21 protein-coding genes are annotated in these 22,942 nt (G+C 65.9%); 14 read left to right on the plus strand and 7 right to left on the minus strand.

All coding sequences use genetic code 11. From position 1 onward, the window contains the following. The first annotated feature begins 180 nt into the window (after window positions 1-180). On the plus strand, window positions 181-1,170 hold the full coding sequence (locus tag LGT36_RS07555) for a hypothetical protein (protein ID WP_226094944.1): 990 nt from the start codon (window positions 181-183) through the stop codon (window positions 1,168-1,170). An 11-nt stretch (window positions 1,171-1,181) separates the two neighbouring features. Here the strand turns inward: LGT36_RS07555 and LGT36_RS07560 are convergent, their stop codons facing one another. Both LGT36_RS07560 and LGT36_RS07565 read right to left on the minus strand, forming a co-directional pair. Then, the gene (locus LGT36_RS07560; RefSeq protein ID WP_226264586.1) at window positions 1,182-1,778 is read right to left on the minus strand and encodes a hypothetical protein; all 597 of its coding nucleotides are present in this window, start codon (window positions 1,776-1,778) and stop codon (window positions 1,182-1,184) included. Window positions 1,779-2,028: 250 nt separating this feature from the next. Beyond that, entirely contained in the window at window positions 2,029-2,181 is a 153-nt protein-coding gene (locus LGT36_RS07565) for a hypothetical protein (RefSeq protein ID WP_226094940.1), read from the minus strand. Window positions 2,182-2,345: 164 nt separating this feature from the next. Between LGT36_RS07565 and LGT36_RS07570 the strand changes: the two genes are divergently transcribed. The 5 genes from LGT36_RS07570 (at window position 2,346) to LGT36_RS07590 (ending at window position 9,320) form a co-directional block, all read left to right on the plus strand. Further along, a complete protein-coding gene (locus tag LGT36_RS07570; protein WP_226094937.1) occupies window positions 2,346-2,600 on the plus strand; it encodes a DUF1778 domain-containing protein in 255 nt (84 codons plus the stop codon). Between the two features lie 2 nt (window positions 2,601-2,602). Next, a complete protein-coding gene (locus LGT36_RS07575) occupies window positions 2,603-3,079 on the plus strand; it encodes a GNAT family N-acetyltransferase (protein WP_226094936.1) in 477 nt (158 codons plus the stop codon). Between the two features lie 91 nt (window positions 3,080-3,170). Beyond that, window positions 3,171-5,774, plus strand: a complete 2,604-nt coding sequence (pepN, locus tag LGT36_RS07580; protein WP_226264587.1) for an aminopeptidase N — start codon at window positions 3,171-3,173, stop codon at window positions 5,772-5,774. 319 nt (window positions 5,775-6,093) lie between these two features. Next, window positions 6,094-8,688: an aminopeptidase N gene (pepN, locus tag LGT36_RS07585; protein WP_226095534.1), complete on the plus strand. Its 2,595-nt coding sequence runs from the start codon at window positions 6,094-6,096 to the stop codon at window positions 8,686-8,688. Window positions 8,689-8,804: 116 nt separating this feature from the next. Beyond that, window positions 8,805-9,320 (plus strand): hypothetical protein, encoded by a 516-nt coding sequence (locus tag LGT36_RS07590; protein ID WP_226095533.1) that lies wholly within the window; start codon window positions 8,805-8,807, stop codon window positions 9,318-9,320. Between the two features lie 45 nt (window positions 9,321-9,365). Here LGT36_RS07590 and LGT36_RS07595 read toward each other — a convergent pair whose 3' ends face one another. Both LGT36_RS07595 and malQ read right to left on the minus strand, forming a co-directional pair. Then, entirely contained in the window at window positions 9,366-10,106 is a 741-nt protein-coding gene (locus LGT36_RS07595; protein ID WP_226095532.1) for a hypothetical protein, read from the minus strand. A gap of 6 nt (window positions 10,107-10,112) precedes the next feature. Beyond that, on the minus strand, window positions 10,113-12,257 hold the full coding sequence (gene malQ, locus LGT36_RS07600; RefSeq protein WP_226095531.1) for a 4-alpha-glucanotransferase: 2,145 nt from the start codon (window positions 12,255-12,257) through the stop codon (window positions 10,113-10,115). 57 nt (window positions 12,258-12,314) lie between these two features. Here malQ and LGT36_RS07605 point away from each other — a divergent pair, with 57 nt between their 5' ends. The 6 genes from LGT36_RS07605 to LGT36_RS07630 all read left to right on the plus strand — a co-directional run bounded on the left by LGT36_RS07605 (window position 12,315) and on the right by LGT36_RS07630 (window position 18,327). Then, window positions 12,315-13,364 (plus strand): mechanosensitive ion channel family protein, encoded by a 1,050-nt coding sequence (locus LGT36_RS07605; RefSeq protein ID WP_226095530.1) that lies wholly within the window; start codon window positions 12,315-12,317, stop codon window positions 13,362-13,364. Window positions 13,365-13,399: 35 nt separating this feature from the next. Then, entirely contained in the window at window positions 13,400-13,822 is a 423-nt protein-coding gene (locus tag LGT36_RS07610; RefSeq protein WP_226095535.1) for a globin, read from the plus strand. 53 nt (window positions 13,823-13,875) lie between these two features. After that, entirely contained in the window at window positions 13,876-14,760 is an 885-nt protein-coding gene (locus LGT36_RS07615; RefSeq protein WP_226095529.1) for an acyl-CoA thioesterase II, read from the plus strand. Window positions 14,761-14,994: 234 nt separating this feature from the next. After that, the gene (locus LGT36_RS07620) at window positions 14,995-16,329 is read left to right on the plus strand and encodes a glycine betaine/L-proline ABC transporter ATP-binding protein (protein WP_226095528.1); all 1,335 of its coding nucleotides are present in this window, start codon (window positions 14,995-14,997) and stop codon (window positions 16,327-16,329) included. Next, window positions 16,326-17,285: a proline/glycine betaine ABC transporter permease gene (locus tag LGT36_RS07625; RefSeq protein ID WP_226264488.1), complete on the plus strand. Its 960-nt coding sequence runs from the start codon at window positions 16,326-16,328 to the stop codon at window positions 17,283-17,285. Before LGT36_RS07620 ends, LGT36_RS07625 begins: the two co-directional genes overlap by 4 nt. Before the next feature lie 124 nt (window positions 17,286-17,409). Continuing rightward, entirely contained in the window at window positions 17,410-18,327 is a 918-nt protein-coding gene (locus LGT36_RS07630; protein WP_226097245.1) for a glycine betaine ABC transporter substrate-binding protein, read from the plus strand. A 78-nt stretch (window positions 18,328-18,405) separates the two neighbouring features. Here LGT36_RS07630 and LGT36_RS07635 read toward each other — a convergent pair whose 3' ends face one another. Next, entirely contained in the window at window positions 18,406-18,567 is a 162-nt protein-coding gene (locus tag LGT36_RS07635; RefSeq protein ID WP_226097244.1) for a hypothetical protein, read from the minus strand. A 176-nt stretch (window positions 18,568-18,743) separates the two neighbouring features. On the opposite strand from LGT36_RS07635, the gene LGT36_RS07640 reads away from it, so the two are divergent. Together LGT36_RS07640 and LGT36_RS07645 are read left to right on the plus strand one after the other, a co-directional pair. After that, window positions 18,744-20,318 (plus strand): sodium-dependent transporter, encoded by a 1,575-nt coding sequence (locus LGT36_RS07640; RefSeq protein ID WP_226097243.1) that lies wholly within the window; start codon window positions 18,744-18,746, stop codon window positions 20,316-20,318. Window position 20,319: 1 nt separating this feature from the next. Further along, window positions 20,320-20,487 (plus strand): methionine/alanine import family NSS transporter small subunit, encoded by a 168-nt coding sequence (locus tag LGT36_RS07645; protein WP_226097242.1) that lies wholly within the window; start codon window positions 20,320-20,322, stop codon window positions 20,485-20,487. 13 nt (window positions 20,488-20,500) lie between these two features. Here LGT36_RS07645 and ettA read toward each other — a convergent pair whose 3' ends face one another. After that, complete coding sequence (ettA, locus tag LGT36_RS07650; protein ID WP_226097241.1) at window positions 20,501-22,183, minus strand: energy-dependent translational throttle protein EttA; 1,683 nt, start codon at window positions 22,181-22,183, stop codon at window positions 20,501-20,503. A 143-nt stretch (window positions 22,184-22,326) separates the two neighbouring features. Then, window positions 22,327-22,860 carry a single-stranded DNA-binding protein gene (locus tag LGT36_RS07655; RefSeq protein WP_226097240.1) on the minus strand — a complete coding sequence of 178 codons (534 nt, stop codon included), beginning with the start codon at window positions 22,858-22,860 and terminating at the stop codon, window positions 22,327-22,329. Between the last annotated feature and the right edge of the window lie 82 nt (window positions 22,861-22,942).

Here is a 22,942-nt window from a genome sequence, read left to right on the forward strand (position 1 = left end):
CCACGAAGGCGGGTTTCCTGAGCACTTCAGCGACGAAGAGCACGATGTCCTGCGGAGGTTGTTCCGCGCGCTGAGGCGTTCCCCGCGCTGCCCCCAGGCCACTCACTGGCGGGGGACCCGCCGAAACCCGAGCGCATGCCATGTCCCCGCGCCGTCCCACCACCACCACGGGGAGTTGTCATGAAGAGTGCATTCAAGGGAGTCAGCGAATACGACCGCTTTGGCCCATGGATCGACGATGTCACGGAGCCAGAAGAGGTGCCGCGCCTCTATCGCAGCTTCCCGATCGACTTCGAGGTGGAGCGCCAGGTGCTCAAGGTGCCGCGCAACATCACGCGCAGGAACGCGACCCCTGACATGGACCTCTACGACCACCTCATCCTGTTGGGCCCAGAGAGGCTGACGGTGCTGAGCCGGCGCAAGGGCCAGGGCACGGTGGAGGAACACGGCGAGGTGAGGGACGACGGCGGTAAGGGCTTCGACATCGCGGTGGTCCCCTACGTCGACATCGTGGCGATTCGCGACTCGCTCAACCTCTTGGATGGTCGGCTTTACGTGGCCACGGCCGACGGCATTCCGGTCAGGGTGCGGTACAACGGATCAGCGGCCGACGTCGTGGCCGGGTTGGTGGGCACGCTCAAGGATGCTGCTTCTGGCAAGGAGGCGAGCCGCGTGGGCTCGGCGCTCCTGGCGGCTGGCGGTCCGCTCGCGCGGCCAGCCATCACGCGCGGGCCGGGGCGCGTCGACACCTTCCTGGCCAGCGCCTTCCTTGAGGCCCACAGCGACAACCCGCGCCTGTCTGCGTGGGCAGCACACGGGCGTCGGCGTGTGCCGCCCGTCGCTGCTGGCAGCCGAGGCTCGCTCGAGCGCCTCAAGCACGCGTTGTCGCCGATGACCCTTCACGGCGCGCTCTTTGCGGCCGACGAGGAGGCCCTGGAGATCTTTGGGCGACACTCGTGGCTAGTGCGAGGCCGCGGCGCGATCTACTCGACGGCCCACTTGGTGATCCCTTTCGGGGCGCCCGACCGGCTAGAGCTCGCGCGTCACCCGCTGTATCCGGAGGTGACGGTGGCGACCATCGGCGCTGGCGAGTGGAAGACGACGCTGCCAGTGCCGCGTGACTCCGTGGCGGAGCAACTGTTGAGTGAGGCTGCCAGCCGGGTGGGGTGAGGGGGTCGCTCCTACATGTCGGCAAAGTAGAAGGAGTGCGACAGGGGCCGATACGTGAACGCCGGGTGGAGGCCCGTGTCTGCGAGCGCACGCCCGACTTCGTCGAAGAATGCAGGGTCCGGCTCAAAGAAGGTGGTGAAGCGCGTCGAGCGCCCTTCACACGAGATGGTCCATTTGAGCGCGAGCACCACGTAGAACAACGAGTGGCGCAGATTAGGCGCGACGTCGACATTGACCATCGCCCCTGGTACCACCAGCAACTCCTTTGATCGTTTGGGACGGGGCCCTGGCGTCAGCACCACGAAGGAGTCTCTTGCCTCAGCCCACAGGAGTGGTACGCGTCCACGCTCGACGCGATCGAGCATCCTGTAACTGGGAATCCCGGTCGCGAAGCCAATGATCGCCATGGCGGCCATCAAGACGGCGACGAAGACCATCACCGCCCCGACGGCCGATCCGACTGCTACACCTGCGGCCGCGAGGCCCGCCATCATCACCAAGATTGCGGCATCCAGCGCAAAGAGCGCCCGGTAACGCATGCGTGTTGACCGAGGAACGCTGAGGCGTTCGGGCTGGATGACGAGTGGGACGGGTGTTTCAGTGAGCATCACGGGAGTCCTCGGGCAGGATTGGTGCGGATTGGGGCCGCCGTGCCGGGGCCACTCGTGGGGCAGTGCCCGAGCGTCGGCCCGGGAACGAGCCTGGCACCAGCCCCGCCGCGGCGAAACCCACCAGAATCCACAGCGCGATGCTCGCAAGCCCAAGCGTCGCGTACGGCTCGCCAAGAGGTGGGATGTGGCGAACAAAACCCAGCCCCAGCCCGAGCGGCGGGACGGCAACGATCGCGAGCGCGCGCCCTTAGGTGAACGTGTGCGGATCCTGCATGCGTTCCAACTCGGCCGCGGAACCCACAAAGAAGGTCCAGGCCGCCACCGCGATGACGGCCGCGACCGCGGCCAGTCGCAACAGCGTCACCCGCCACCGGCGTTGGAACGCCTCCCCCTCGCTCATGCGACCGATGGTACGGGGCCGGCCTCGTGTCGCGGAAGGGTCGCCGCCCATACCTTCCCTGTGGATAACGCTCAACCATCCCTCCCCGACCGAGATCCTGGACCCCTCATCCCTTGACTCGCATCGGAGGCTGTCACACCATGTCCATACAGGAGGCCTCTGCCATGCCCAAGGATCAGGTGCTCAACACACGCATCTCGACGCGCGATCTCGACGTGCTCAAACGCGCCGCCGAGCTCGAAGGCATGTCCACGTCGGCCTTTGTCACCCGAGCCGCTCTGCGCGACGCCGAGCTGCTACTCGCCCGCTCGGACCGCACGGTCATGCCCGCAGAGACGTTCGCCTCCGTGATGGCGTCACTCGACGTGCCCGACGCGGCGCCCCGCCTGAGCGAGGCCTTCGCGCGCCACGGCTCCTGACCGTGTACCTGCCAGAACGGTTCACCGTTCGCCACGACGTCGCCGAGTTCGACTGTGGCGTGCCATCGCTCAATGACTGGCTGCGACGCACCGCGCTCACGGCGCAGGCCAAGGGTGTGACGGCGACCGGCGTCTGGGCCGACGCTGGGCGCGCCGTCGCCTACTACTCCGTCTCTCCCACTGCCATCGTCTCGAAGGGGTTGCCGCGCGGGGCCTCAACCAGGCTCGACATGATTCCGGGCTACCTGCTGGGCCGCCTCGCACTTGACCGGTCGTTGCAAGGGCAAGGACTGGGCGAGAGGTTGCTCGTACACGCGCTTGAACGGATCGTGCGCGCGGCCGAGGAAGGTGTCGGAAGGCTCGTCCTGGTCGACGCGATCGACGACGCCGCGGTGGCCTTCTACGAGCACTTCGGGTTTCGCGCAGTGCCGGGCTCAATGCGCCTCTTCATCAAGGTGTCGACGATTCGGAGCGCGTGACGGCCGGAGTAGCAGAGTGGGGCGAGGGCGTCGAGTCGATGGCTGCGACATCGCGCGCCACCCGTCGCCCCCTCATGACAGAATCTCTTTCATGCCAGGTACAAACCTCACTCGCGCAGAAGCGGAAGCCCGCGCCGCCATCGTCTCCACAGAGACGTACGCCATCGAACTCGACCTCACCACCTCTGAGGAGACGTTTCGGTCCACGTCCACCGTCACCTTCGCGGCGACAGCAGGCGCCAGCACCTTCATCGACCTGATCGCGCCGACGGTCCACAGCATCACTCTCAACGGGAAGCAGTTGGACCCCGCGGCACATTTCGAGGACAGCCGCATCAGCCTGCCCGACCTTGCCGAGCACAACACGCTCACGGTCGTGGCAGATGGCGCCTACATGAACACGGGCGAGGGCCTGCACCGCTTCATCGACCCCGAGGACGGCGAGGTCTACCTCTACAGCCAGTTCGAGGTAGCCGACACCCGCCGCGTCTACGCCGTGTTCGAGCAGCCTGACCTCAAGGCCGAGTTCACCTTCTCCGTGACCGCACCTGACCACTGGCACGTGCTCTCCAACTCCCCCTCGACCAAGACGGCCGTTGGCGGCACCATCACCATCGGCGGCACCGAGCGCGGAGTCGCACGCTGGGACTTCTCCCCCACGACGCGCATTCCTTGCTACGTCACCGCGATCGTCGCCGGCCCGTACCACGAGGTCGAGGGCAGCGTCGTGAGCCGCAAGGGCACGCTCAGCGCCAACGTGTACTGCCGCAAGGCCCTCGCGCCCTACTTGGACGCTGACGTCATCCTTGACGACACCCAGAAGGGCTTCACGTTCTACGAAGAGAAGTTCGGGATGGACTACCCCTTCGAGAAGTACGACCAGATCTTCGTCCCAGAGTTCAACGCAGGGGCCATGGAGAACGCCGGCTGCGTGACGTTCCTCGAGGACTACGTGTTCCGTTCCAAGCCTGCACAGGCACGCGTGGAGCGCCGCACCGTCACCGTGCTGCACGAACTCGCGCACATGTGGTTTGGCGACCTGGTCACCATGAAGTGGTGGAACGACCTGTGGCTCAACGAGTCCTTCGCCGAGTTCACCTCGACGCTCGCGACCGTGAAGACCACCAAGTGGGTCAACAACTGGGTGACCTTCAACAGCCTGGAGAAGTCCTGGGCCTACCGGCAGGACCAACTGCCGTCCACGCACCCGATCATGGCCGAGATCCGCGATCTCGAAGACGTCGAGGTCAACTTCGACGGCATCACGTATGCCAAGGGCGCCTCCGTGCTCAAGCAGCTCGTGTACTGGGTGGGCGAGGACGAGTTCTTCGCGGGTGTGGCCGAGTACATGCGCAAGCACCACCACGCCAATGCCACCCTCAACGACCTGCTGGTCGAACTCGAGAAGGCCTCCGGCCGCGACCTGGCTGCCTGGTCGGACGTCTGGCTTCAGAAGGCGGGCGTCACGACTCTTCGCCCCATCATCGAGACCGCTGAAGACGGCGTCATCACCCGCTTCGCCGTCGCGCAAGAGGCTCCAGACGAGTGGCCAACGCTGCGCCCGCACCGCCTCGTGATCGGCTGCTACGACGAGGTCAACGCGCTCCTTGCGCGCACCGAGGCGATCGAGCTCGACATCGACGGCGCTGTCACCGAGGTGCCCGCCCTCGTCGGCAAGAAACTCCCGGCGCTGATCCTCGTCAACGACGATGACCTCGCCTACGCCAAGGTGCGCCTGGACCCCCACTCGCTCGCCACGGCCGTCGACCGACTCAGCGAGTTGGACGCCCTGCCGCGCTCGATGGTGCTGAGCGCTGCGTGGGACATGACGCGCGACGCCGAGATGCCCGCACGCCAGTTCATCGACCTGGTGCTCAACAACCTTGGTGCCGAGACAGAGTCCACGACCGTCCTCGTGCTCCTGCGCCAACTCGCCTCCGCGCTCAGCCTGTTCACCACGCCGAGTTCCGCTGACACTGCCCAAGAGAACGCGGCCGACGCCTTGTGGCACCTCGCGCTCGAAGCCGAGCCTGGCAGCGACAACCAGTTGCAGCTGGTGAGGGCCTTCGCTTCCCTCGCCGTCACCGACCCGCAGTTGGACAACGTGCAAGCGCTCGTTGACGACAAGCTCCACTTCGACGGACTGACAGTCGACGCCGACCTCGCTTGGGATCTGCTGATCTCCCTGGTCGCTGGCAACCGCGCGGGAGAGGTCGCGATCGAGTTGCAACTCACCAAGGATGCGACTGCCTCGGGTGCTCGCCGTGCCGCTCACGCACGAGCGGCGCTTCCTGGTGCCGAATTCAAGCGTGCGGCGTGGGACGCGCTCATCAACGCGCCCGCTGGCAAGGACCTGCCCAACGCGATCCAGTCAGAAACCACCGCAGGCTTCAACCACGTGCACGACGTCTCCATCCTGGAGCCCTACGTGGACGAGTACTTCGCCATGCTGCGCCGCATCTACAAAGAGAAGACCAACGAGATGGCGGCCAACCTGATCGAGGGCCTCTACCCCGTGCAGCAGGCTGGTCGCGTGCCCGACCTCCAAGACAAGGCCGACGCCTGGCTCGCCGACAACGCCGACGCTCACGACGCCCTCAAGCGACTCGTGATCGAGGGCAGGGACAGTGTGCGCAGGGCTCTCGAAGCGCAGGCGGCCGACGCAGGCGCAGCCTGGGAGGACGTCGTCGAGTAGGCGACTGGCTCGGGGTAAACGCGGGCGCACTTGCAACTGCACGTGCGCTCGCCGCACCCCCACCCCCACCCCCCCTCGGGAAATGGCTTGATTCGTACCGGATTCGGGGGCACTAGTGCCGAATGTGGCTTGATTCGTACCGGGCCCGGTACGAATCAAGCCACCACGGGCGAAATCCGGCCGCGAAGCGGTACGGATTGAGCCACGTGGCGTCGCGCACCGCGTTGCACACCGCGCATGGCGTCGTGCACGGCGTCGCGCCCCACCACCGGACCGTGGTCTCACGGTCGCGCGCCGTGAAGGTGGCAGACTCTGAACCATGCCAGGTACCAACCTCACCAAGAGCGAAGCCACCGACCGCGCCGCGCTGATCCCATCCGCCGCCTACGACATCACGTGGGACTTCACCGGACCGGGCGACACCTTCCGCACCGCCACCACCATCGCGTTCGAGGCACCCGCTGGCGCGAGCACCTTCCTCGATTGCATGGGTGCGACAGTCGGGAGCATCAGCCTCAACGGCACTGTGCTCGACCCGGCGACGGCCGTCAACGACGGCCGAGTCGAGTTGACCCATCTGGCCGAGCACAACTCAGTCACCATCGAGGCCGACTTCGCGTACCGCACGGATGGCCAGGGCATCCACCGCTTCGTGGACCCAGAGGACGGCGAGGTCTACCTCTACAGCCAGTTCGCGGCGGCCGACGCCCGCGCCGCCTTCCCGTGCTTCGACCAGCCCGACGTCAAGGGCACCTTCGCGATCGAGGTGTTCGCGCCGGCGCATTGGGTGGTCGTCTCGAACTCCCCCACACCCGAACCCGCTCTGGCGGAAGGCGCCACCACGAGCATCGGCGAAGGCGCTGTGAATCGCTGGTCCTTTGCGCCCACCGTTGCCCTTCCCACCTACGTGGCCGCCGTCGTCGCTGGACCCTATGCGTGGGCCGAGGGCGAACTTCGCAGCAGGAAGGGAACGCTCAAGGCACGGGTGTACGGGCGCAAGAACCTCGCGGCACACCTCGACGCCGAGGAGATGATCGGCACGGTCCAGGCCGGCATGACGCTGTACGAGCGCGTCTTCGACACCGAGTACCCGTACGACAAGTACGACCAGGTGTTTGTGCCCGAATACAACCTGGGCGCCATGGAGAACGTCGGCTGCGTGACCTTCTCCGAGGACAGTCTGTTGTTCCGCTCGCGGGCCTCCGACGCCGAGCGCGAGCGACGCCTCAACATCGTGCTGCACGAACTCAGCCACATGTGGTTCGGAAACCTCGTGACGATGAGGTGGTGGGACGATCTGTGGCTCAACGAGTCCTTCGCTGAGTTTGTGGGCACGTGGGCGACGGAGCAGGTCACGCCGTGGAAGGACGCCTGGGTCACGTTCGGCGCGAGCCGCAAGTCCATCGCCTACGTGCAGGACCAATTGCCGACAACTCACGCGATCGTCACCGAGGTCCCCGATATCGAGGCGACCGTCAGCGCCTTCGACATGATCACGTACGCCAAGGGTGCCTCGGCGCTCAAGCAACTCGCCGCACACGTGGGCGAGGACGCCTTCTTCGCCGGAGTGGCGGCCTACTTGAAGCGCTACGCATTCGGCAACGCGACCCTCGCCGAGTTCTTGGCCGAAGTCGAGGCCGCCGCCGGCCGTCCGCTCGACGCCTGGGCCGAGGTGTGGCTCAAGACGCCAGGCGTCACCACATTGCGCCCCGTCGTAGACACAGACGACGCCGGGGTCATCACGTCTCTTCGCGTCGCCGAGGATGTTCCTGCGGCGCATCCCGTTCAGCGTCCTCACCGAGTCACGATCGCCGGCTACCAACACGAGGACGGGCACTTCGAGCGCACCTGGAGCCTCGTGGCGACTCTCGACGGGCCGCTCTCTGACGTGACCGAGGCGGTCGGCAAGCCTCGCCCCGACCTGCTGCTGGTCAACGACGCCGACCGCACCTACGCGAAGGCGCAATTGGATGACGCATCGTTGGCCACGATCGCGGCGCACGTTGGCGATCTGACTCACCCCATGGCTCAAGCCTCCGTTCTCGACGCGTTGTGGCACATGTGCCGCGACGCCGTACTGCCCGCCCAGCACTACATCGATGCCGTGCTCACGGTGCTGCCGGCGATGGCCAACTCCGAAGCCGCGGAGGCTCACGCTCGCACCATGGTCGTCGCCCTGACGCGCTACGTGCCGCCAGCACAGGTACCAGCCGTGGCCGCAGCGTCGGCAGAGAGCCTGTGGACGACGGTGACCGGCGCCGCACCGGGAAGCGACCTTCAACTTCAAGCCCTGAAGGCCTACGCGAGGGTTGCCTCAACCCCTGCGCAGGCCGCACGCCTTGGCGCGCTCCTCGACGGCTCCGACGCCCTCCAAGGCTTGGAGATCGACACGGATCTCTCTTGGGACCTGCTCGCGGGGATGGCCGCCTGCGGCATGGCTGGCGAGCGTGAGATAGCGGCGCGACTCGAAAGCGACCCAGGGGCGATTGGGCGCCGGAGAGCCGCAGGAACCATGGCGGTGATCGCGACGTCTGAGGCGAAGCGTGCCGCATGGGACGCCCTCGCCCACCCGGCTGACGGGCCCGCTCCCAACGCCGTGCAGTACGAGATTGCGTTGGGACTCGTGCGCGCCACCGACCCAGTTCAGTTGACCTTCCTGGTGCCGACGCTTCTGGAGGAACTGCGCGAGTACTACGACGCGAATGAGGGCTGGGTGGGGGCCAGAGTGGCACGCTACGTGTTCCCCACCTGGGCTGCTGGCCGGGTAGACGGGCTGGAGAGCCTCATCGAGGACTGGCTGGCAACCAACGCCGACGCTCCATCCGTGCTGCGCAAGATCGTCACCGAGGGACTCGACGAAGTGCGACGCTCCACCAAGGCGCAAGAGGCTAGCGCGGCACAAGCAGGGTTGTGACCCTTCGCGAGACCTCGGTTGCCTGGGCTCCAGCCGCCGTCTGTGGATAACTCACGCGGCTGCATGCGCTGGTGTTACGTTCGACCTGCATCGCAACGCCAATGAGGGGGGAACCCATGTCCGACCACCACGAGACGCCCACACAGTCCACTGCCGGACCACAAAGTGAGCCCTTGGCCCACCCTGTCCAGTTCACGCGCGGCATGCTCGGCAAGGCAGCACAAGGCACGCTGGCTTTCGACGGCAAGGATCGAGTGACGCTCACAGACGCCGACGGCGTGGTGGTCATGGATAGGAGCCTCGCGGCGCTCGGGAAGGTCAAGCGGGCGGAGTACGGCCTGTACTTCTATCCCGATGGCAAGCTCGTGTTCGTCGCCTTCGGGAACGCCAAGGCCTATGGTGCGGCCTCGCTCGCGAGCAACATCTCCGCGCCGGCGCTCGCGGCGGGCAGCGTCGTCCAACACGCGCAGAACAAGGAGTCAGGGCTTGAGGCCTGGGTCACGATGCTGAAGGAGCGCGAGGTCCTGACCACGAACGTGGGGCCAGCGTCTCGCCAGACCTACGTCATCGCCGGTGCGGTCGCGGCCGTGCTGATCATCGGCGCCGCGGCTGTCGCGTTGCTCGCCGGCTGACCCTCCCGGCCGTCGTTCACGTGGCGGCCCCTCCAAGGGTCGTCCTCAGACGGCGAGCCGCGACGCCAGGCGGATCAACTCGGCCAACGGTGCGGCAGAAGTGCGATGGCCGTCCTCGATGACCGTCACTTCACCAGCCGTCCAGACGGCGCCAGACACGGAGGCGTACGAGGCCGCGAGCGCCTCGATCCTCTGAGAAGTCACGATGGCTTCGGCGGTGGCCGCATCGGTCGCCGCGACGCGCCATGCCGCGCCTAGCCCGGCGGGAGTTGCCGCGCCGTCGACCACCCCCTCCGCGAGGCGCTGCCACGGCCTGCTTGGCTGTCGCATCATCACCACGGTGCCCTCGTTGACCACAGCAACGCGAGAAGCCACGGACGCGAGCGTCGCGAGATGGGTGCTTCCGCTGTCGTCCACCAGCCTCTCGTACGAAACGTGGGCGGGCCTCCCGTCACTGGAGCCTACGAGCGGTGGGTCCGCAGCGAGCCTGCCGCAAGCGAACGCCGAGAGTGCCGCCGGGGGGCCACTCTCCTCACCCCTGCGCCAGTCGCTACCGAGTTCCGGGTGGGCCCTGCCTGACAGGGCAGCAGCGATACGCTCCAGCGCCGGCTTCGCCTGCATGGCGCCCAAGGCAAACCGAGCGATCATCGACACCGTGAGGAGGCCGAAGAGCAGCGGAAAGAGCACGCTCAGACTCGCGACGTCAAGGAAGACGGCAAGGAACCCGGCACCGAACAACAGCAGCGTTGCGAGCCCTAAGAGCTTGGACAATCGCTGCGTCGTCACGGCTACCTAGGAGCGGGCCGCGCGAATGGCGGCGATCAGGCGCCGCATGCGGGGGTGGTCGAAGAGATCGTCAAGCAGCACCGGCACGCCGTTACGATCGGTGAGCGGCAAACTCCAGTTGGGGTACTCCTCGAACGTGCCTGGCACGTTCTGGGCCCTCATGTCGCCGACGGCGTCCGTGATGGCAACGCCGGTGAGCACGGCGGGAGACGCCATGACCATGCGGTGCACACCGGCTATGAGGTCCTCTTCTTCGTAGTCCTCGATCACCCAGTCACGTTCGCGCAGCAGCGCGACGAGCCGCCGGAGCTCGTCGGCGGCCTGCTCGACAGCCGCGGTCGGGTCGGACACCAGTCCGAGTTCTGTGCGCAAGTCGACGTGTGCCCCCGCAACCATCATCGCGGTGGTGGGTAGGTCGTGGGTGGTGACGGTGGCGAGCGCGTCCGCCCGATAGTCCTCGGGCGGAGTGAAGCCGCCGTCATGCGTGCGCTCGAACCACAGCACCGACGTGCCCAGCACTCCCCGAGAGCTCAAGTAGTCGCGCACCCATGGTTCGACAGTGCCCAAGTCTTCGCCAATCACGATGGCCCCTGCACGGTGCGCTTCAAGAATCAGGATGCCCACCAGAGCCTCGTGATCAAACTGGACATACGAGCCGTCGTTTGAACCATGGCCCACAGGAATCCACCACTGCCTGAAGAGCCCAAGAATGTGATCGACCCTCACGGCGCCGGAGTGCCTCACGGCGGCTCGCACGACGTCCCTAAACGGCACGTACGCCGCGGCTTCGAGCGCACGCGGTTGCCATGGCGGTTGCGACCAGTCCTGTCCTTGAGGATTGAAGCCGTCCGGCGGGGCGCCCACGCTGATTCCGCTGGCCAGCACCTTGTGAAGGCTCCATGCATCGGCACCGGATGGGTGGACGCCAACGGCCAAATCCGTGACAACGCCGATGCTCATACCGGCCCCGCGCGCGGTCGACTGGGAGTGACGGGCCTGTTCGTCGGCGATCCACTGCAGCCACGCGTGGAACAGCACCCGCTCAGGATGCTCATCTCGCCAGGCGGAGACAGCCGCGGCCGACGCGGTGGCCAGCTCGTCTGGCCACGACGTCACGCCGTTGTACTCCTCCGACAGGGCGGCCCACGTAGCGAAGTCCTCGAGCGCCTTGCCTTCGCGCATGCAAAACGCCTCGAACTGCGCCTCGCGCCCGGGAGACCGCGGAGCCGCGAAGACCTGTTCGAGCGCTGCACGCTTGGCGCGCCACACCTCGTCCCGATCCAGCAATTCGTCGGTGTTGTTGTTGCGACTCGGGCGTTCCGACTCCCACTCGATCACTGCCCGCTGTTGGGACGGCACGTACGCGACTTCTGGGATGTCTTCGACCCGGATGTACATCGGCGCGAGAAAGCGCCGCGACGACGGCAGGTAAGGCGAAGGGCTCAGCGGAGGCACAGCCTCGTTGGCGTGCAGAGGATTAATGAGGACGAAGTCAGCGCCGGCCCTGATCTTGGCGAGCGAGCACAGGTCCGCCAGGTCTCCGAGGTCGCCGATCCCCCACGATCGGCTGGAGCGCAGCGAGTACAACTGAGTCATGAAGCCCCAGGGTCGCCGCGCCGTGATTGCCTCTGGCACCTCCAGACGCTCGGGGGTCACCACGACGTAGCCGCGACCGCGCCTGCCAGGGAAGGTCGCCTCCACGATGTGCCAGCCGAGCGGCAGGTCCCCAGGAATCCTGAACGTCGCCCTGCCCACGGCAATCGAGCCGACACCGTGCGGCTCGACCACCCTGTCGACTTGTTCGAGCGGGTGCTCAACGCCTGCCTCCGTCCGGAGCGTCACGCTCACGGACGATCCGTGCGGCAAGTGCACGGGAATCTCGCGCGACTGGCCCTCACGCAACACGGTCACTGGCGGCACGATCCGGGTCCAGATGTAGTCCTTGAGCGCTTCGAACGATGCGCGACATGCGTCATCGTCGTGGGCGTCGATGCCCATAGCGCCCAAGATGGCCACGAGCGCACCGCGCGAACACCGCTTGTGGGTGCCGTCGATCAGGTGGACGTCGGTCGCCACTCCGCAGGCGCGCGCAAGCGTCGCCAGTGCTTCTGACGGCTGTTGCTCGTGCCCCTCATCGCTCACGGTCTTCATCCTGCCAGGTTTGGTGCCCATTGCGGGAGGCCTCGCCGCGGCCATTACTCTGGAAAGATGCATGCCTCCTTCCACACCCTCGTTCTGACCGCCGCCGACGCTGCCGCCGATACCGACGAAGCTTCCGTCGGTTGGCTCAGCGATTTCGGCGGAAAGGCGCTCGGCATCGGCATCCTCATCGTCGGCGCGCTGCTCGTATGGGTCATCGGTCGCATCGCCATTCGCGCGGTGACGCGCAGCATCGAGACAGGGCTTCCGTTTAGGCGAAAGGCGCGCCAGGCTCTCGAGCGAGCCAAGCTGAACCTTCCCCCGGTCGACCCTCAAGAGGTCAGGCTCGAAGCGGAACGGCGCCGTCAGCGCGCGGGAACGATTCGCGCCGTCCTGAACTCGGGCCTCATCGTGGTCATCATCGCGGTCGTGGCCGTCATGCTCCTCGACCTCGTCGGGCTTCCCGTGGGGCCCCTCATTGCCTCGGCGGGAATCGTGGGCGTCGCGCTGGGCTTTGGCGCCCAGTCACTCGTGAAGGACTTGCTTTCCGGGCTGTTCATGTTGATCGAAGACCAGTACGGCGTCGGCGACGTTGTCGACCTTGGCGAGGCTTCCGGACTGGTGGAAGAGGTCGGCCTGCGTTCCACCCGGTTGCGTTCGCTGGACGGCACCGTCTGGTACGTCCCGAACGGCGAAATCCACCGCGTGGGGAACATGACTCGCCTGTGGTCGAGGGTGTTCATCGAGGTGCGACTCAGCTATGACACCGATCTGGATGTGGCGCGTCAGGCTTTGCTGGACGCAGTGACCGCCGCCCGCGAGGCGGATGAAGACGTCGACAAGGCCATCTTGTCGGAGCCAGAGGTCCCTGGTATCGAGTCGTTTGACTACTACAGCGTCGCGATCCGCCTCATGATTCAAGTGGCCCCGATTAAGCAGTGGGACATCATGCGCAAGGTCAGGCTCGAGATGCGACGTATCTTCGATGAGCGCGGGATCCGCATGGCGGTTCCCGATCAGACGCTCCTGGTCGGCAACGACGCGCCCACCCCGCCCGCGACCAAGCCAAGGGCGAAACGCTCCACCAAGGGCGCGGCCGGCCAGGGCACGTCCGAATGAGCTCAAGCGTGCCCGAACGCGAGGCGACTCCCGGCATGAACGTCGGCACGGCCGCCCCTCAAGCAGAGGGCCAGAGCTTCTACGAGGCTGCTGGCGGCCACGAAGCGTTCGCCGCGATTGTTCGGCGGTTCTACGACGGTGTGCGTGAGGATCCCATCCTCGCGCCGATGTACCCGGCTCACGACATGGACGGGGCGGTGGAACGACTCACGATGTTCCTCGAGCAGTACTGGGGCGGCCCTACGACCTATTCGGACCAGCGCGGCCACCCGCGACTGCGCATGCGCCACCAGCCCTTCCACGTGAACCCTGAGGCTCGCGACCACTGGGTCTCGCACATGCGCGCGGCCGTCGAGGCGTCCGACATGTCTCCCCTGCACCAGGCCACGTTGCTCGACTACCTCGAGCGCGCGGCGCATTCCATGATCAACACCTTCGACCCCACTCCGGAAGCGTGACAACAGAAGCGCGGTGCGTTCGCGACCGCACAGCGGCCAGGTAGCCTCGAACCATGGATCATGTGGAAGACACCTGGGGTGATGCCGCCGTTGCCGCCGGACTCGGCGCGCTCGACCTTCGCAAGCTGGGCGATTCCAGCTTCGAGGGCGACTCGTTGCCGATGCCGGGCGGGCGCGTCTTTGGCGGTCAAGTGATCGCCCAGGCCATCGTCGCGGCAGGGCACACGGTGGACGCCTCGCGTGCGGTCCACTCGATGCACGGCTACTTCTTGCGTCCGGGAGACGCCAGCCGACCAATCCGGTTTGACGTCGAGGACCTTCGCGACGGCAGATCGTTCTCCGCGCGCCGCACTCACGCCTTCCAGGACGACAAGCCGATCCTGTCCATGATTGCCTCATTCCAAGAGGCTCAAGAGGGTCCCGAGCACTCGGTGCGCATGCCAGAGGTGCCGCCCCCGGACGCGCTGCCGTCAGGGATGGATGTCCTTGGCCCCTTCGCGGGACACGCCACCGCCGACTTCTGGCTCAACTCTGCACCCTTCGACGTGAGGCACGTGGAAGGCTCGATCTTTGTCCACGCCGACAAGGCCCCCAAGCAGTACCAAACGGCGTGGATGCGGGTGCGGCGCACTCTCGACGTGAGCGACCTGATGCACCGTGCGCTTATCGCCTTCGGCTCAGACCAGGTCATCCTGGAGCCTGCACTACGGCGACATGATGCCTCGTGGTCGACGCCTGGCATGGCCTTCGCCAGTTTGGACCACGCGCTGTGGTGGCATCGTCCCGCTCGGGCCGACGAATGGCTGCTGTTCGTTCAAGACGCACCGACCGCCCAGGGCGGTAGAGGCTTGTGCGGTTCGTGGGTCTTCAGCGAGGACGGCCGACTTGTGGCCTCCGTCGCGCAAGAGGGAATGCTACGAATGCCCGGCGGGCACTAGTAGCCCAATTACCAGGCATATTTGCCTCATGGGCGGTACCTTGCTACCGTCGATAGGTCGTCGTGTTGATGCGCTAAGCGTTTCCGTGACGACTACGACAAAGCCCAGGTCGCCGTCCATCGCTTCGTAGCGAAGGTGCACAAACCTGGCTACGCAGGCCCCGCCATCGGGGCTGCGGGTCCGTGATTGCCGTCCGACGGCTGCGAGTCCCTCGTGGTCAGGAGCGACCGCGACATGAGTGTGCCCACGGGCCGCTCGCCTGAGGATCACGTGACTGACACCATCGCGCTCAAAGCCACCGGCCTGTACAAAGTCTTTGGCAAACACGCGGACGCTGCTGTGCGCAAACTCCAGCAAGGCGCCACCCGCGACCGACTCGGCGGAGGCACCACCGCCGCCGTGATCGACGCCTCCTTCGAGGTCAAGCGCGGCGAGATCTTCGTGGTCATGGGCCTGTCTGGCTCAGGAAAGTCCACGCTCATTCGCACGCTCAATGGCCTCCAACCGGCCACGTCAGGGACGGTGGAGATCGGCGCTGACAGCATCACTGGAGCAGCCCCCAAGCGGTTGCGCGAGATCCGCCGCAAGCGCATGTCCATGGTCTTCCAGCACTTTGCCTTGTTGCCCCACCGCACCGTGCTGGACAATGTCGCCTACGGACTCGAGATTCAAGGGGTCCCTCGCCCCGAGCGCGAGGAAAAAGCCCGTCAGGTCACCCAAGTAGTCGGCCTGGGCGGCTGGGAAGACAAGCACCCCAACGAACTGTCCGGCGGCATGCAGCAGCGCGTGGGCCTCGCCCGCGCGCTCGCCGCGGACACCGAGATCCTGCTCATGGACGAGGCGTTTTCCGCGCTCGATCCCTTGATCCGCCGCGAGATGCAAGAGCAGTTGCTCGAGCTTCAGTCTTCGCTCGGCAAGACCATCATCTTCATCACTCACGACCTCAACGAGGCCATGTTCTTGGGCGACCGCATCGCCGTCATGCGCGACGGCCGTATCGTCCAGATCGGCACGCCAGAGGAGATCCTGACCGACCCCGCCAACGAGTACGTCGAGCAGTTCGTTCAAGACGTCGACCGCACCCGCGTGCTCACGGCCGAGTCGGTCATGCGCAAACCGCGGGCAGTCATTCACTCGTCGGTTGGGCCACACGGTGCACTCAAGGCCATGCGCGACGAACAGCTGAGCGGCGTGTACGTGCTGAAGCGCGACCGCACGCTCGTCGGCTGGGTATCGGACCGCGACGCCCTCGACCTGGTCCGCAAGGGCGAGAAGGACCTCTCCAGCATTGTGCGGGAGGATCACGGCGCCGTGCCTTCCGACACCGCACTGTCCGACCTCTTCATCCCCGCGCTTGAGTCGGCGCTTCCGCTCGGCGTGATGGACGACAAGGGCAGGCTCGTAGGGGTCATCCCACGCGTCACCCTGCTGGCCACCCTCGGCGGCGAGCCTGAAGCGGCCGCGCTCGCGAGCCCGCGTCCCGATCCGTTGCCGACGCACGTGGTTGACGAGGCCCTGGAGGCCGCCGTCGACTCGGGCACCCTCACGGTCGAGGAGGCCAACTCATGATCGACTTCCGCATTCCCTTCGGCAAGTGGGTCGAGTCAAGCACCAAATGGATCGAGGACAATCTCGATTGGCTCCTGACCTTCCTCGGCGACCTCTGGAATTTGCTGTACGACTCCGTCAACTGGTTGTTCACCACGCCCTCAGCCATCGTCGTCATCATCGTGATGGGCCTACTCGCGCTGATCGCCCGCGGGTGGAAGTTTGGGCTTGGCACCGTCTTGGGCCTGCTGTTCATCATTGGCGTCGATCAGTGGGACAACGCCATGGACACCATCTCCCTGGTGATCGTGTCTGCATTCCTCGCGCTCGTCGTGGCCATCCCGCTCGGCATCTTGGCCGCGCGCAACAAGACGGTTTCCGCGGTGGTGAAGCCCATCATGGACTTCCTGCAGACGATGCCAGCGTTCGTCTACCTGATCCCCGCCATTGCCTTCTTCGGCATCGGCGTCGCGCCCGGCATCTTTGCGACCGTCCTGTTCTCTCTCGCACCCGGCGTGCGGCTCACGGAGTTGGGCATTCGCACGGTCGACAGCGAAGTCGTCGAGGCTGGACAGGCCTTTGGCGCATCACCTCGACGCATCTTGCGCCAGATCCAGCTGCCCCTCGCGATGCCCTCCATCATGGCTGGGGTCAACCAGGTCATCATGCTGTCCCTGTCGATGGTCGTCATCGCCGGGATGGTCGGTGCCGGCGGTCTCGGAGGCGACGTGGCGCGGGCCGTCAGTGCACTAGACATCGCAATCGGTGCCGAGGCAGGCATGTCCGTGGTCATCCTCGCGATCGTGCTCGATCGCTTCACCGGCGCGTTCGGTAACAGGCGCGGCCGTGCGCTCATGGCTCGTTGGTTTAGCCAGCTCTCGGGTGGTGGGGAGAGCCCCACCGAATCCACCGCGGGCAAGGACACCGAGCGGATCCTGGCGGAGCACTCGGGCAACCGCCGTCAACCAGGGCGCTAGCCGCGTCCGCCACCAGACCTCGCGGCAGCCCCACCAGGCAGCCGCGCGCATCCGCCAGACCGTATCTGGCAACTGATGCTCAAGACGTGGGGAAACTCTCCTCGTCAAGAAAGGAAACACACATATGAAGATGCGCTCTACCGCGCTCCTCGCCACGGCAGCCGCCGCGAGCCTCGTGCTCGCCGGTTGCTCGTCGGAAGAGGCAGACCCGACCACGCCAGCCACTGGCGGCGAGGACGCTCCCGCTGCGGGCGGCGACATCACCATGGCCGTGTTCAACGGCTGGGACGAGTCGCTTGCCTCGTCACTCCTGTGGCAGCAGATTCTCGAGGACAAGGGCTACAACGTCACTCTTGAGTATGCAGACCCCGCTCCCGTGTTCCAGGCAGTTGCCGACGGCGACTACGACCTGGTGACCGACGTGTGGCTGCCCGCCACTCACGCCGACTACCTCGACGAGTTCGGTGACGACATCGAAGAGGTCGGCGCCTGGTTCGACAGCGCCGCACTGACGGTCGCCGTGAACGCCGACGCTCCCATCGACTCGCTCGCCGAGCTGTCAGACCCCGCCGTCGCGGCGGAGTTCGACAACCGCATCGTGGGCATCGAGCCAGGTGCCGGTCTGACCGGCGCCGTTCAGGACAACGTCATCCCGACGTACGGCCTGGAAGACATGGAGTTCCTCACCTCGTCGACGCCCGCCATGCTGGCCGAACTCGACTCGGCCATGGCCGACGGCGAGAACATCATCGTGACGCTGTGGGAGCCCCACTGGGCCTACGGCGCCTACGACCTGAAGAACCTCGAAGACCCCGAGGGCACGCTGGGTGACGCCGAGTCGATCTACACCTACTCGCGCACCGGCTTCGCCACGGACTTCCCCGAGGTCGCCGAGTGGATGGGTAACTTCACCATGTCCTCTGACCTGCTCTATGACTTGGAGAACCAGCTCCAGGCCGCAGAGGGCGAGAGCGACTATGACCGGATCGTGAGCGACTGGATCGCCGCGAACCAGGAGTGGGTTGACTCGCTCACTGCGTGAGTTGTCCCCCGCTTCACACGGCAAAGCGCCGGTCACCTTGCGGTGGCCGGCGCTTCGTCGTTGATGGGGGTAGGAGCGCTAGCGCTTCCGCAACAGTCTGCTTCCCAAGTTCAGGCCCTTCACGGCCTTCGAGTCACCGCCGCGGCGTTCCGCGACTTTGTCTGCTGCCGCCCCGAGCCCCCAGGCAACCGCAGGGACAACAATTGCTGCAACAGTCCAGCGCTTGATCAGTCTCTTCATGGTGTTACCTCCCGCAGGGTGAACGCGACGTCACCGTGGTTCCTTCCCACAAGACCGACTCCGGCCGCGCTCCCTGCCTCCCTCCCTGGCCCTCGCAAGGCAGCTCCGAGGCACGACGGCCTAGAGGGAGCGGGGCCCGCGCTGCTAGGGTGACGGCCACATCACGAGGGAGCGACATGTCGGCATCTACCGAGCAGGCCACGAACCCGCCGCGCGAGCAGTTCACGGGACAGACGGGGTTCATCCTGTCCGCGATCGGCTCGGCCGTCGGCCTCGGCAACATCTGGCGCTTCCCTGGCGTCGCGTACGAGAACGGCGGCGGCGCGTTTCTGATCCCCTACCTCGTCGCGCTCATCACTGCGGGCATCCCGATCCTGTTTCTCGACTACGCGATCGGTCACCGCTTCCGCGGCTCGGCGCCCTTGGCGCTGCGTCGGCTGGGTGGACGCTGGGGCCGGTGGACGGAGTCCCTCGGCTGGTTCCAGGTCGCCATGTCCTTCGTGATTGGCCTGTACTACACGGCGATCATCGGTTGGGCGCTCAGTTACTTCGTCTTCTCCTTCGACCTGAAGTGGGGGGACGACCCTGAGGGCTTCCTCTTTGGTGACTACCTTGAGGCGTCATCTGAGGTGTCCATCACCGGCGATATCGTCGCCTCGGTGGCCATCCCCCTTGCCATCGTGTGGATCGCCGCCATCGTGGTGCTGGCGCTCGGAGTGAGCCGCGGCCTCGAGCGTGCCAACGTGGTCATCATGCCGCTGCTCGCACTCACGTTCGGCGCGGTCGTCGTGCGCGCGCTGTTCCTTGACGGCGCAGTCGACGGCCTCAACGCGTTCTTCACACCCGATTGGGGCGCGCTGTCCGACCCCAACGTGTGGATCGCCGCGTACGGTCAGATCTTCTTCTCACTCTCGATCGCTTTCGGCATCATGATCACGTACGCGTCCTACCGACGCCGCAAGGCCAACCTCACCGGGCCCGGCCTGGTGGTCGCCTTCGCCAACTCGTCCTTCGAACTCCTCGCAGGCATCGGCGTGTTCGCGACTCTCGGCTTCTTTGCCTTCCAGCAAGGCATCCCTGTCGCCGAACTGGAGACCATCTCCGGCATCGGGCTGTCGTTCGTCACGTTCCCGGCCATCTTGTCTCAAATGCCTGGCGGCGCCGTCGTCGGCGCTCTCTTCTTCGGCACGCTCGCCCTGGCTGGCTTCACCTCGCTGCTGTCGATTCTGCAGGTCACCTCGGCGGCGGTGCAGGAGAAGTTCGGTCTTACTCCGCGTTCAGGCGCGCTCGCACTAGGCACCGTCTCCGCGGCGCTCTCCTTCGCGCTGTTCTCGACCACGTCCGGTCTATGGGCTCTCGACACGGCCGATCACTGGACCAACAACATCGGCGTGGTCGGCTCAGCCGTCATCATGTCGGTGCTCACCGTGTGGGTCCTGAGGCGCGGGCCTGAGTTGCTCGCGCACCTGAACGCCGTCTCGACCGTGCGCCTTGGCAGAATCTGGCTTGGGCTCGTGGGGGTTGTGGTGCCCGCCGTGTTGGGGTTCATGCTGGTGCGCGCCATCGTGGAGGTCGCAACGGAAGGGTACGAGGGGTACCCCGCCGGATTCCTGCTCGTGATGGGCTGGGGCGTGCTCATCGCGCTAGGCGTCATCACGGTCGTGGCCACCGCCCTGCCCTGGCACCGCAACAAAGACGAGATCGAGCCGTGGCCGCCCTACCCCGCGGTCGCCGCCAAGGAGGAGAACTGACATGACCCCATCCGCGATCATCCTCTTTGTGCTCGCCGCCGTCTTGGTGTGGGGCGGGCTCATCGCCAGCACCATCCACTTGATCAGGCGCCCAGAGGCGTCACACTACCCAGCAGGTGGCGACGATGACGAGCGCGACGAGCACGCCGTCATCGTCCACGACACCTGAACGACGCTTGCGTTTAGTCCCGCGTGAGCTTGCGGTACGTGACGCGGTGAGGTCGGGCGGCCTCTTCGCCGAGCCGCTCGATCTTGTTGGCCTCGTACGAGGCAAAGTTGCCCTCGAACCAGTACCAGTTCGCCGGGTTCTCTTCGGTGCCCTCGTACGCCAAGATGTGCGTCACCACGCGGTCGAGGAACCAGCGATCGTGAGAGACCACCACGGCGCAGCCAGGGAACTCCAGGAGCGCGTTCTCGAGCGAGCCGAGGGTCTCGACGTCAAGGTCGTTCGTCGGCTCGTCGAGCAGCAACAGGTTGCCGCCTTCCTTGAGCGTGAGCGCCAGGTTGAGGCGGTTACGCTCACCACCGGACAACACGCCGGCAGCCTTCTGCTGATCGGGACCCTTGAAACCGAAGGCTCCTACGTAGGCGCGTGAAGGCATCTCGACCCTGCCGACGTTGATGTAGTCGAGGCCGTCGGACACGACCTCCCACAGCGACTTCTTGGGATCGATCCCGCCGCGCGACTGGTCCACGTACGAGACCTGAACGGTCTCGCCGATCTTCAGTTCTCCGCCATCAAGCGGCTCCAAGCCCACAATCGTCTTGAACAGCGTGGTCTTACCGACGCCGTTGGGCCCGATGACGCCGACGATGCCGTTGCGGGGCAGCGAGAAGCTCAGTCCGTCGATCAGCGTGCGGTCGCCAAAACCCTTCTTGAGGTTCTTGGCTTCAAGCACGACGTTGCCGAGGCGAGGGCCTGGCGGGATCTGAATCTCTTCGAAATCGAGCTTCTTCATCCGGTCGGCCTCTGCCGCCATCTCTTCGTAGCGGTTGAGTCGCGCCTTCGACTTGGTCTGGCGACCCTTGGCGTTTTGGCGCACCCACTCCAGTTCGTCCTTCAGGCGTCGCTGGAGCTTCTGGTCCTTCTTGCCCTGGACCTCGAGGCGTGCCGCCTTCTTCTCGAGGTAGGTCGAGTAGTTGCCCTCGTAGGGATACAGGTGTCCGCGGTCGACTTCACAGATCCACTCGGCGACGTGGTCGAGGAAGTACCGGTCGTGCGTGACCGCCATGACGGCGCCCTTGTACTTGGACAGGTGCTGTTCAAGCCAGAGCACCGACTCGGCGTCGAGGTGGTTGGTGGGCTCGTCGAGCAGCAGCAGGTCCGGCTTCTCGAGCAGCAGTTTGCACAGCGCGACGCGGCGGCGCTCGCCGCCTGACAGCGTCGTCACGTTTGCGTCGGGCGGCGGGCACTGGAGCGCGTCCATGGCCTGCTCGAGCTGCGAGTCGAGGTCCCACGCGTCCGCGTGATCGAGTTCCTCTTGCAGAGTCCCCATCTCGGCAAGGAGCGTGTCGTAGTCGGCGTCTGGGTTGGCCATCTCTTCGGAAATCTCGTTGAAGCGATCGAGCTTGCCCTTGATCTCGGCGACACCCTCCTCGACGTTGCCCAGAACCGTCTTCTCTTCGTTCAGCGGCGGTTCCTGCAAGAGGATGCCGACGGAGTAACCGGGGCTGAGGCGGGCCTCTCCGTTAGAAGGCTGCTCGATGCCGGCCATGATCTTGAGGATGGTCGACTTACCCGCTCCGTTTGGCCCCACCACGCCGATCTTTGCGCCGGGGTAGAAGGCCATCGTCACGTCATCGAGAATGACCTTGTCGCCGTGCGCCTTGCGCGTCTTGTGCATGGTGTAGATGAACTCAGCCACTACCGCTCCGAATGTTGTAGACGAGGCGACGTGCGGTCGCCGGAACCGGGTCCAAGCCTACGCTGTGGCGGCGCCGCCGCGGCCCGATGTCAACGGGTTCGGGGCGCCGGCCCTCTTGCAGGCGCCCCGCCGCGTTGCGAGGCTCAGGCGAGCGCGCCGACAGGTTCGTCCTGCACCGCCTCGTCCCCCTCCGCCTCGTCCCCCATCGCTGCGTCGGGCCCGAAGGGATCTTCTGCGCTCTCCCCCGTCGCCACCGCGTCTGCGTCCGAGGCGGGCGGCTCCGGCGTCTTCGCCCGCGGATCTTCCAAGGCAGGGTCACCCGTCGCGCGCGTGAACTTGGCGATGCCGCGCGTCAGGTCATGCCCCACGCTCACCGCATCAATGATGAGGTCCGTGCGCGGACCGGAGTCTGCCTCCCACTCGTTGGTACGGAAACGACCCTGGACCACCACCGGCTGGCCCTTCTCGATCGAGTCCTTCACGGTGATCGATGCTCCCCTGAAGGTCCGCACAGTGAACCACTCGGTTTGCCCGTCGACCCACTCGTTCTTGTCGCGGTCAAAGTAGCGGCTGGTGGATGCCAGCCGAAAGCTCGTCAGGTGGGTACCCGTCGGCCCCACCACGTGGCGGGGGTCCGTAGCGACCCAGCCAGCCACCGTCATCGTCAAATCGTTCATCGCGTCCTCCTCAGATGCTGCGCCACGTGTGCGGCGTCGGTATCCAGGGTGGATCGCGCATGACGAAAGCGCCGGGGAAAGT

The organism is Demequina sp. TMPB413 (assembly GCF_020447105.2).
GTDB lineage: Bacteria > Actinomycetota > Actinomycetes > Actinomycetales > Demequinaceae > Demequina.

What these genes read in the sequence shown, in the direction of transcription:
- pepN (WP_226095534.1), top strand. Translation starts at nt 6,094, where the DNA reads ATGCCAGGTACCAACCTCACCAAGAGCGAAGCCACCGACCGCGCCGCG.
- LGT36_RS07635 (WP_226097244.1), bottom strand. Translation starts at nt 18,567, where the DNA reads ATGAAGAGACTGATCAAGCGCTGGACTGTTGCAGCAATTGTTGTCCCT.
- LGT36_RS07570 (WP_226094937.1), top strand. Translation starts at nt 2,346, where the DNA reads ATGCCCAAGGATCAGGTGCTCAACACACGCATCTCGACGCGCGATCTC.
- LGT36_RS07645 (WP_226097242.1), top strand. Translation starts at nt 20,320, where the DNA reads ATGACCCCATCCGCGATCATCCTCTTTGTGCTCGCCGCCGTCTTGGTG.
- LGT36_RS07615 (WP_226095529.1), top strand. Translation starts at nt 13,876, where the DNA reads ATGGATCATGTGGAAGACACCTGGGGTGATGCCGCCGTTGCCGCCGGA.
- LGT36_RS07655 (WP_226097240.1), bottom strand. Translation starts at nt 22,860, where the DNA reads ATGAACGATTTGACGATGACGGTGGCTGGCTGGGTCGCTACGGACCCC.
- LGT36_RS07620 (WP_226095528.1), top strand. Translation starts at nt 14,995, where the DNA reads ATGAGTGTGCCCACGGGCCGCTCGCCTGAGGATCACGTGACTGACACC.
- LGT36_RS07555 (WP_226094944.1), top strand. Translation starts at nt 181, where the DNA reads ATGAAGAGTGCATTCAAGGGAGTCAGCGAATACGACCGCTTTGGCCCA.
- LGT36_RS07630 (WP_226097245.1), top strand. Translation starts at nt 17,410, where the DNA reads ATGAAGATGCGCTCTACCGCGCTCCTCGCCACGGCAGCCGCCGCGAGC.
- LGT36_RS07560 (WP_226264586.1), bottom strand. Translation starts at nt 1,778, where the DNA reads ATGCTCACTGAAACACCCGTCCCACTCGTCATCCAGCCCGAACGCCTC.
- LGT36_RS07610 (WP_226095535.1), top strand. Translation starts at nt 13,400, where the DNA reads ATGAACGTCGGCACGGCCGCCCCTCAAGCAGAGGGCCAGAGCTTCTAC.
- LGT36_RS07590 (WP_226095533.1), top strand. Translation starts at nt 8,805, where the DNA reads ATGTCCGACCACCACGAGACGCCCACACAGTCCACTGCCGGACCACAA.
- LGT36_RS07605 (WP_226095530.1), top strand. Translation starts at nt 12,315, where the DNA reads ATGCATGCCTCCTTCCACACCCTCGTTCTGACCGCCGCCGACGCTGCC.
- LGT36_RS07565 (WP_226094940.1), bottom strand. Translation starts at nt 2,181, where the DNA reads ATGAGCGAGGGGGAGGCGTTCCAACGCCGGTGGCGGGTGACGCTGTTG.
- LGT36_RS07625 (WP_226264488.1), top strand. Translation starts at nt 16,326, where the DNA reads ATGATCGACTTCCGCATTCCCTTCGGCAAGTGGGTCGAGTCAAGCACC.
- malQ (WP_226095531.1), bottom strand. Translation starts at nt 12,257, where the DNA reads ATGAAGACCGTGAGCGATGAGGGGCACGAGCAACAGCCGTCAGAAGCA.
- LGT36_RS07640 (WP_226097243.1), top strand. Translation starts at nt 18,744, where the DNA reads ATGTCGGCATCTACCGAGCAGGCCACGAACCCGCCGCGCGAGCAGTTC.
- pepN (WP_226264587.1), top strand. Translation starts at nt 3,171, where the DNA reads ATGCCAGGTACAAACCTCACTCGCGCAGAAGCGGAAGCCCGCGCCGCC.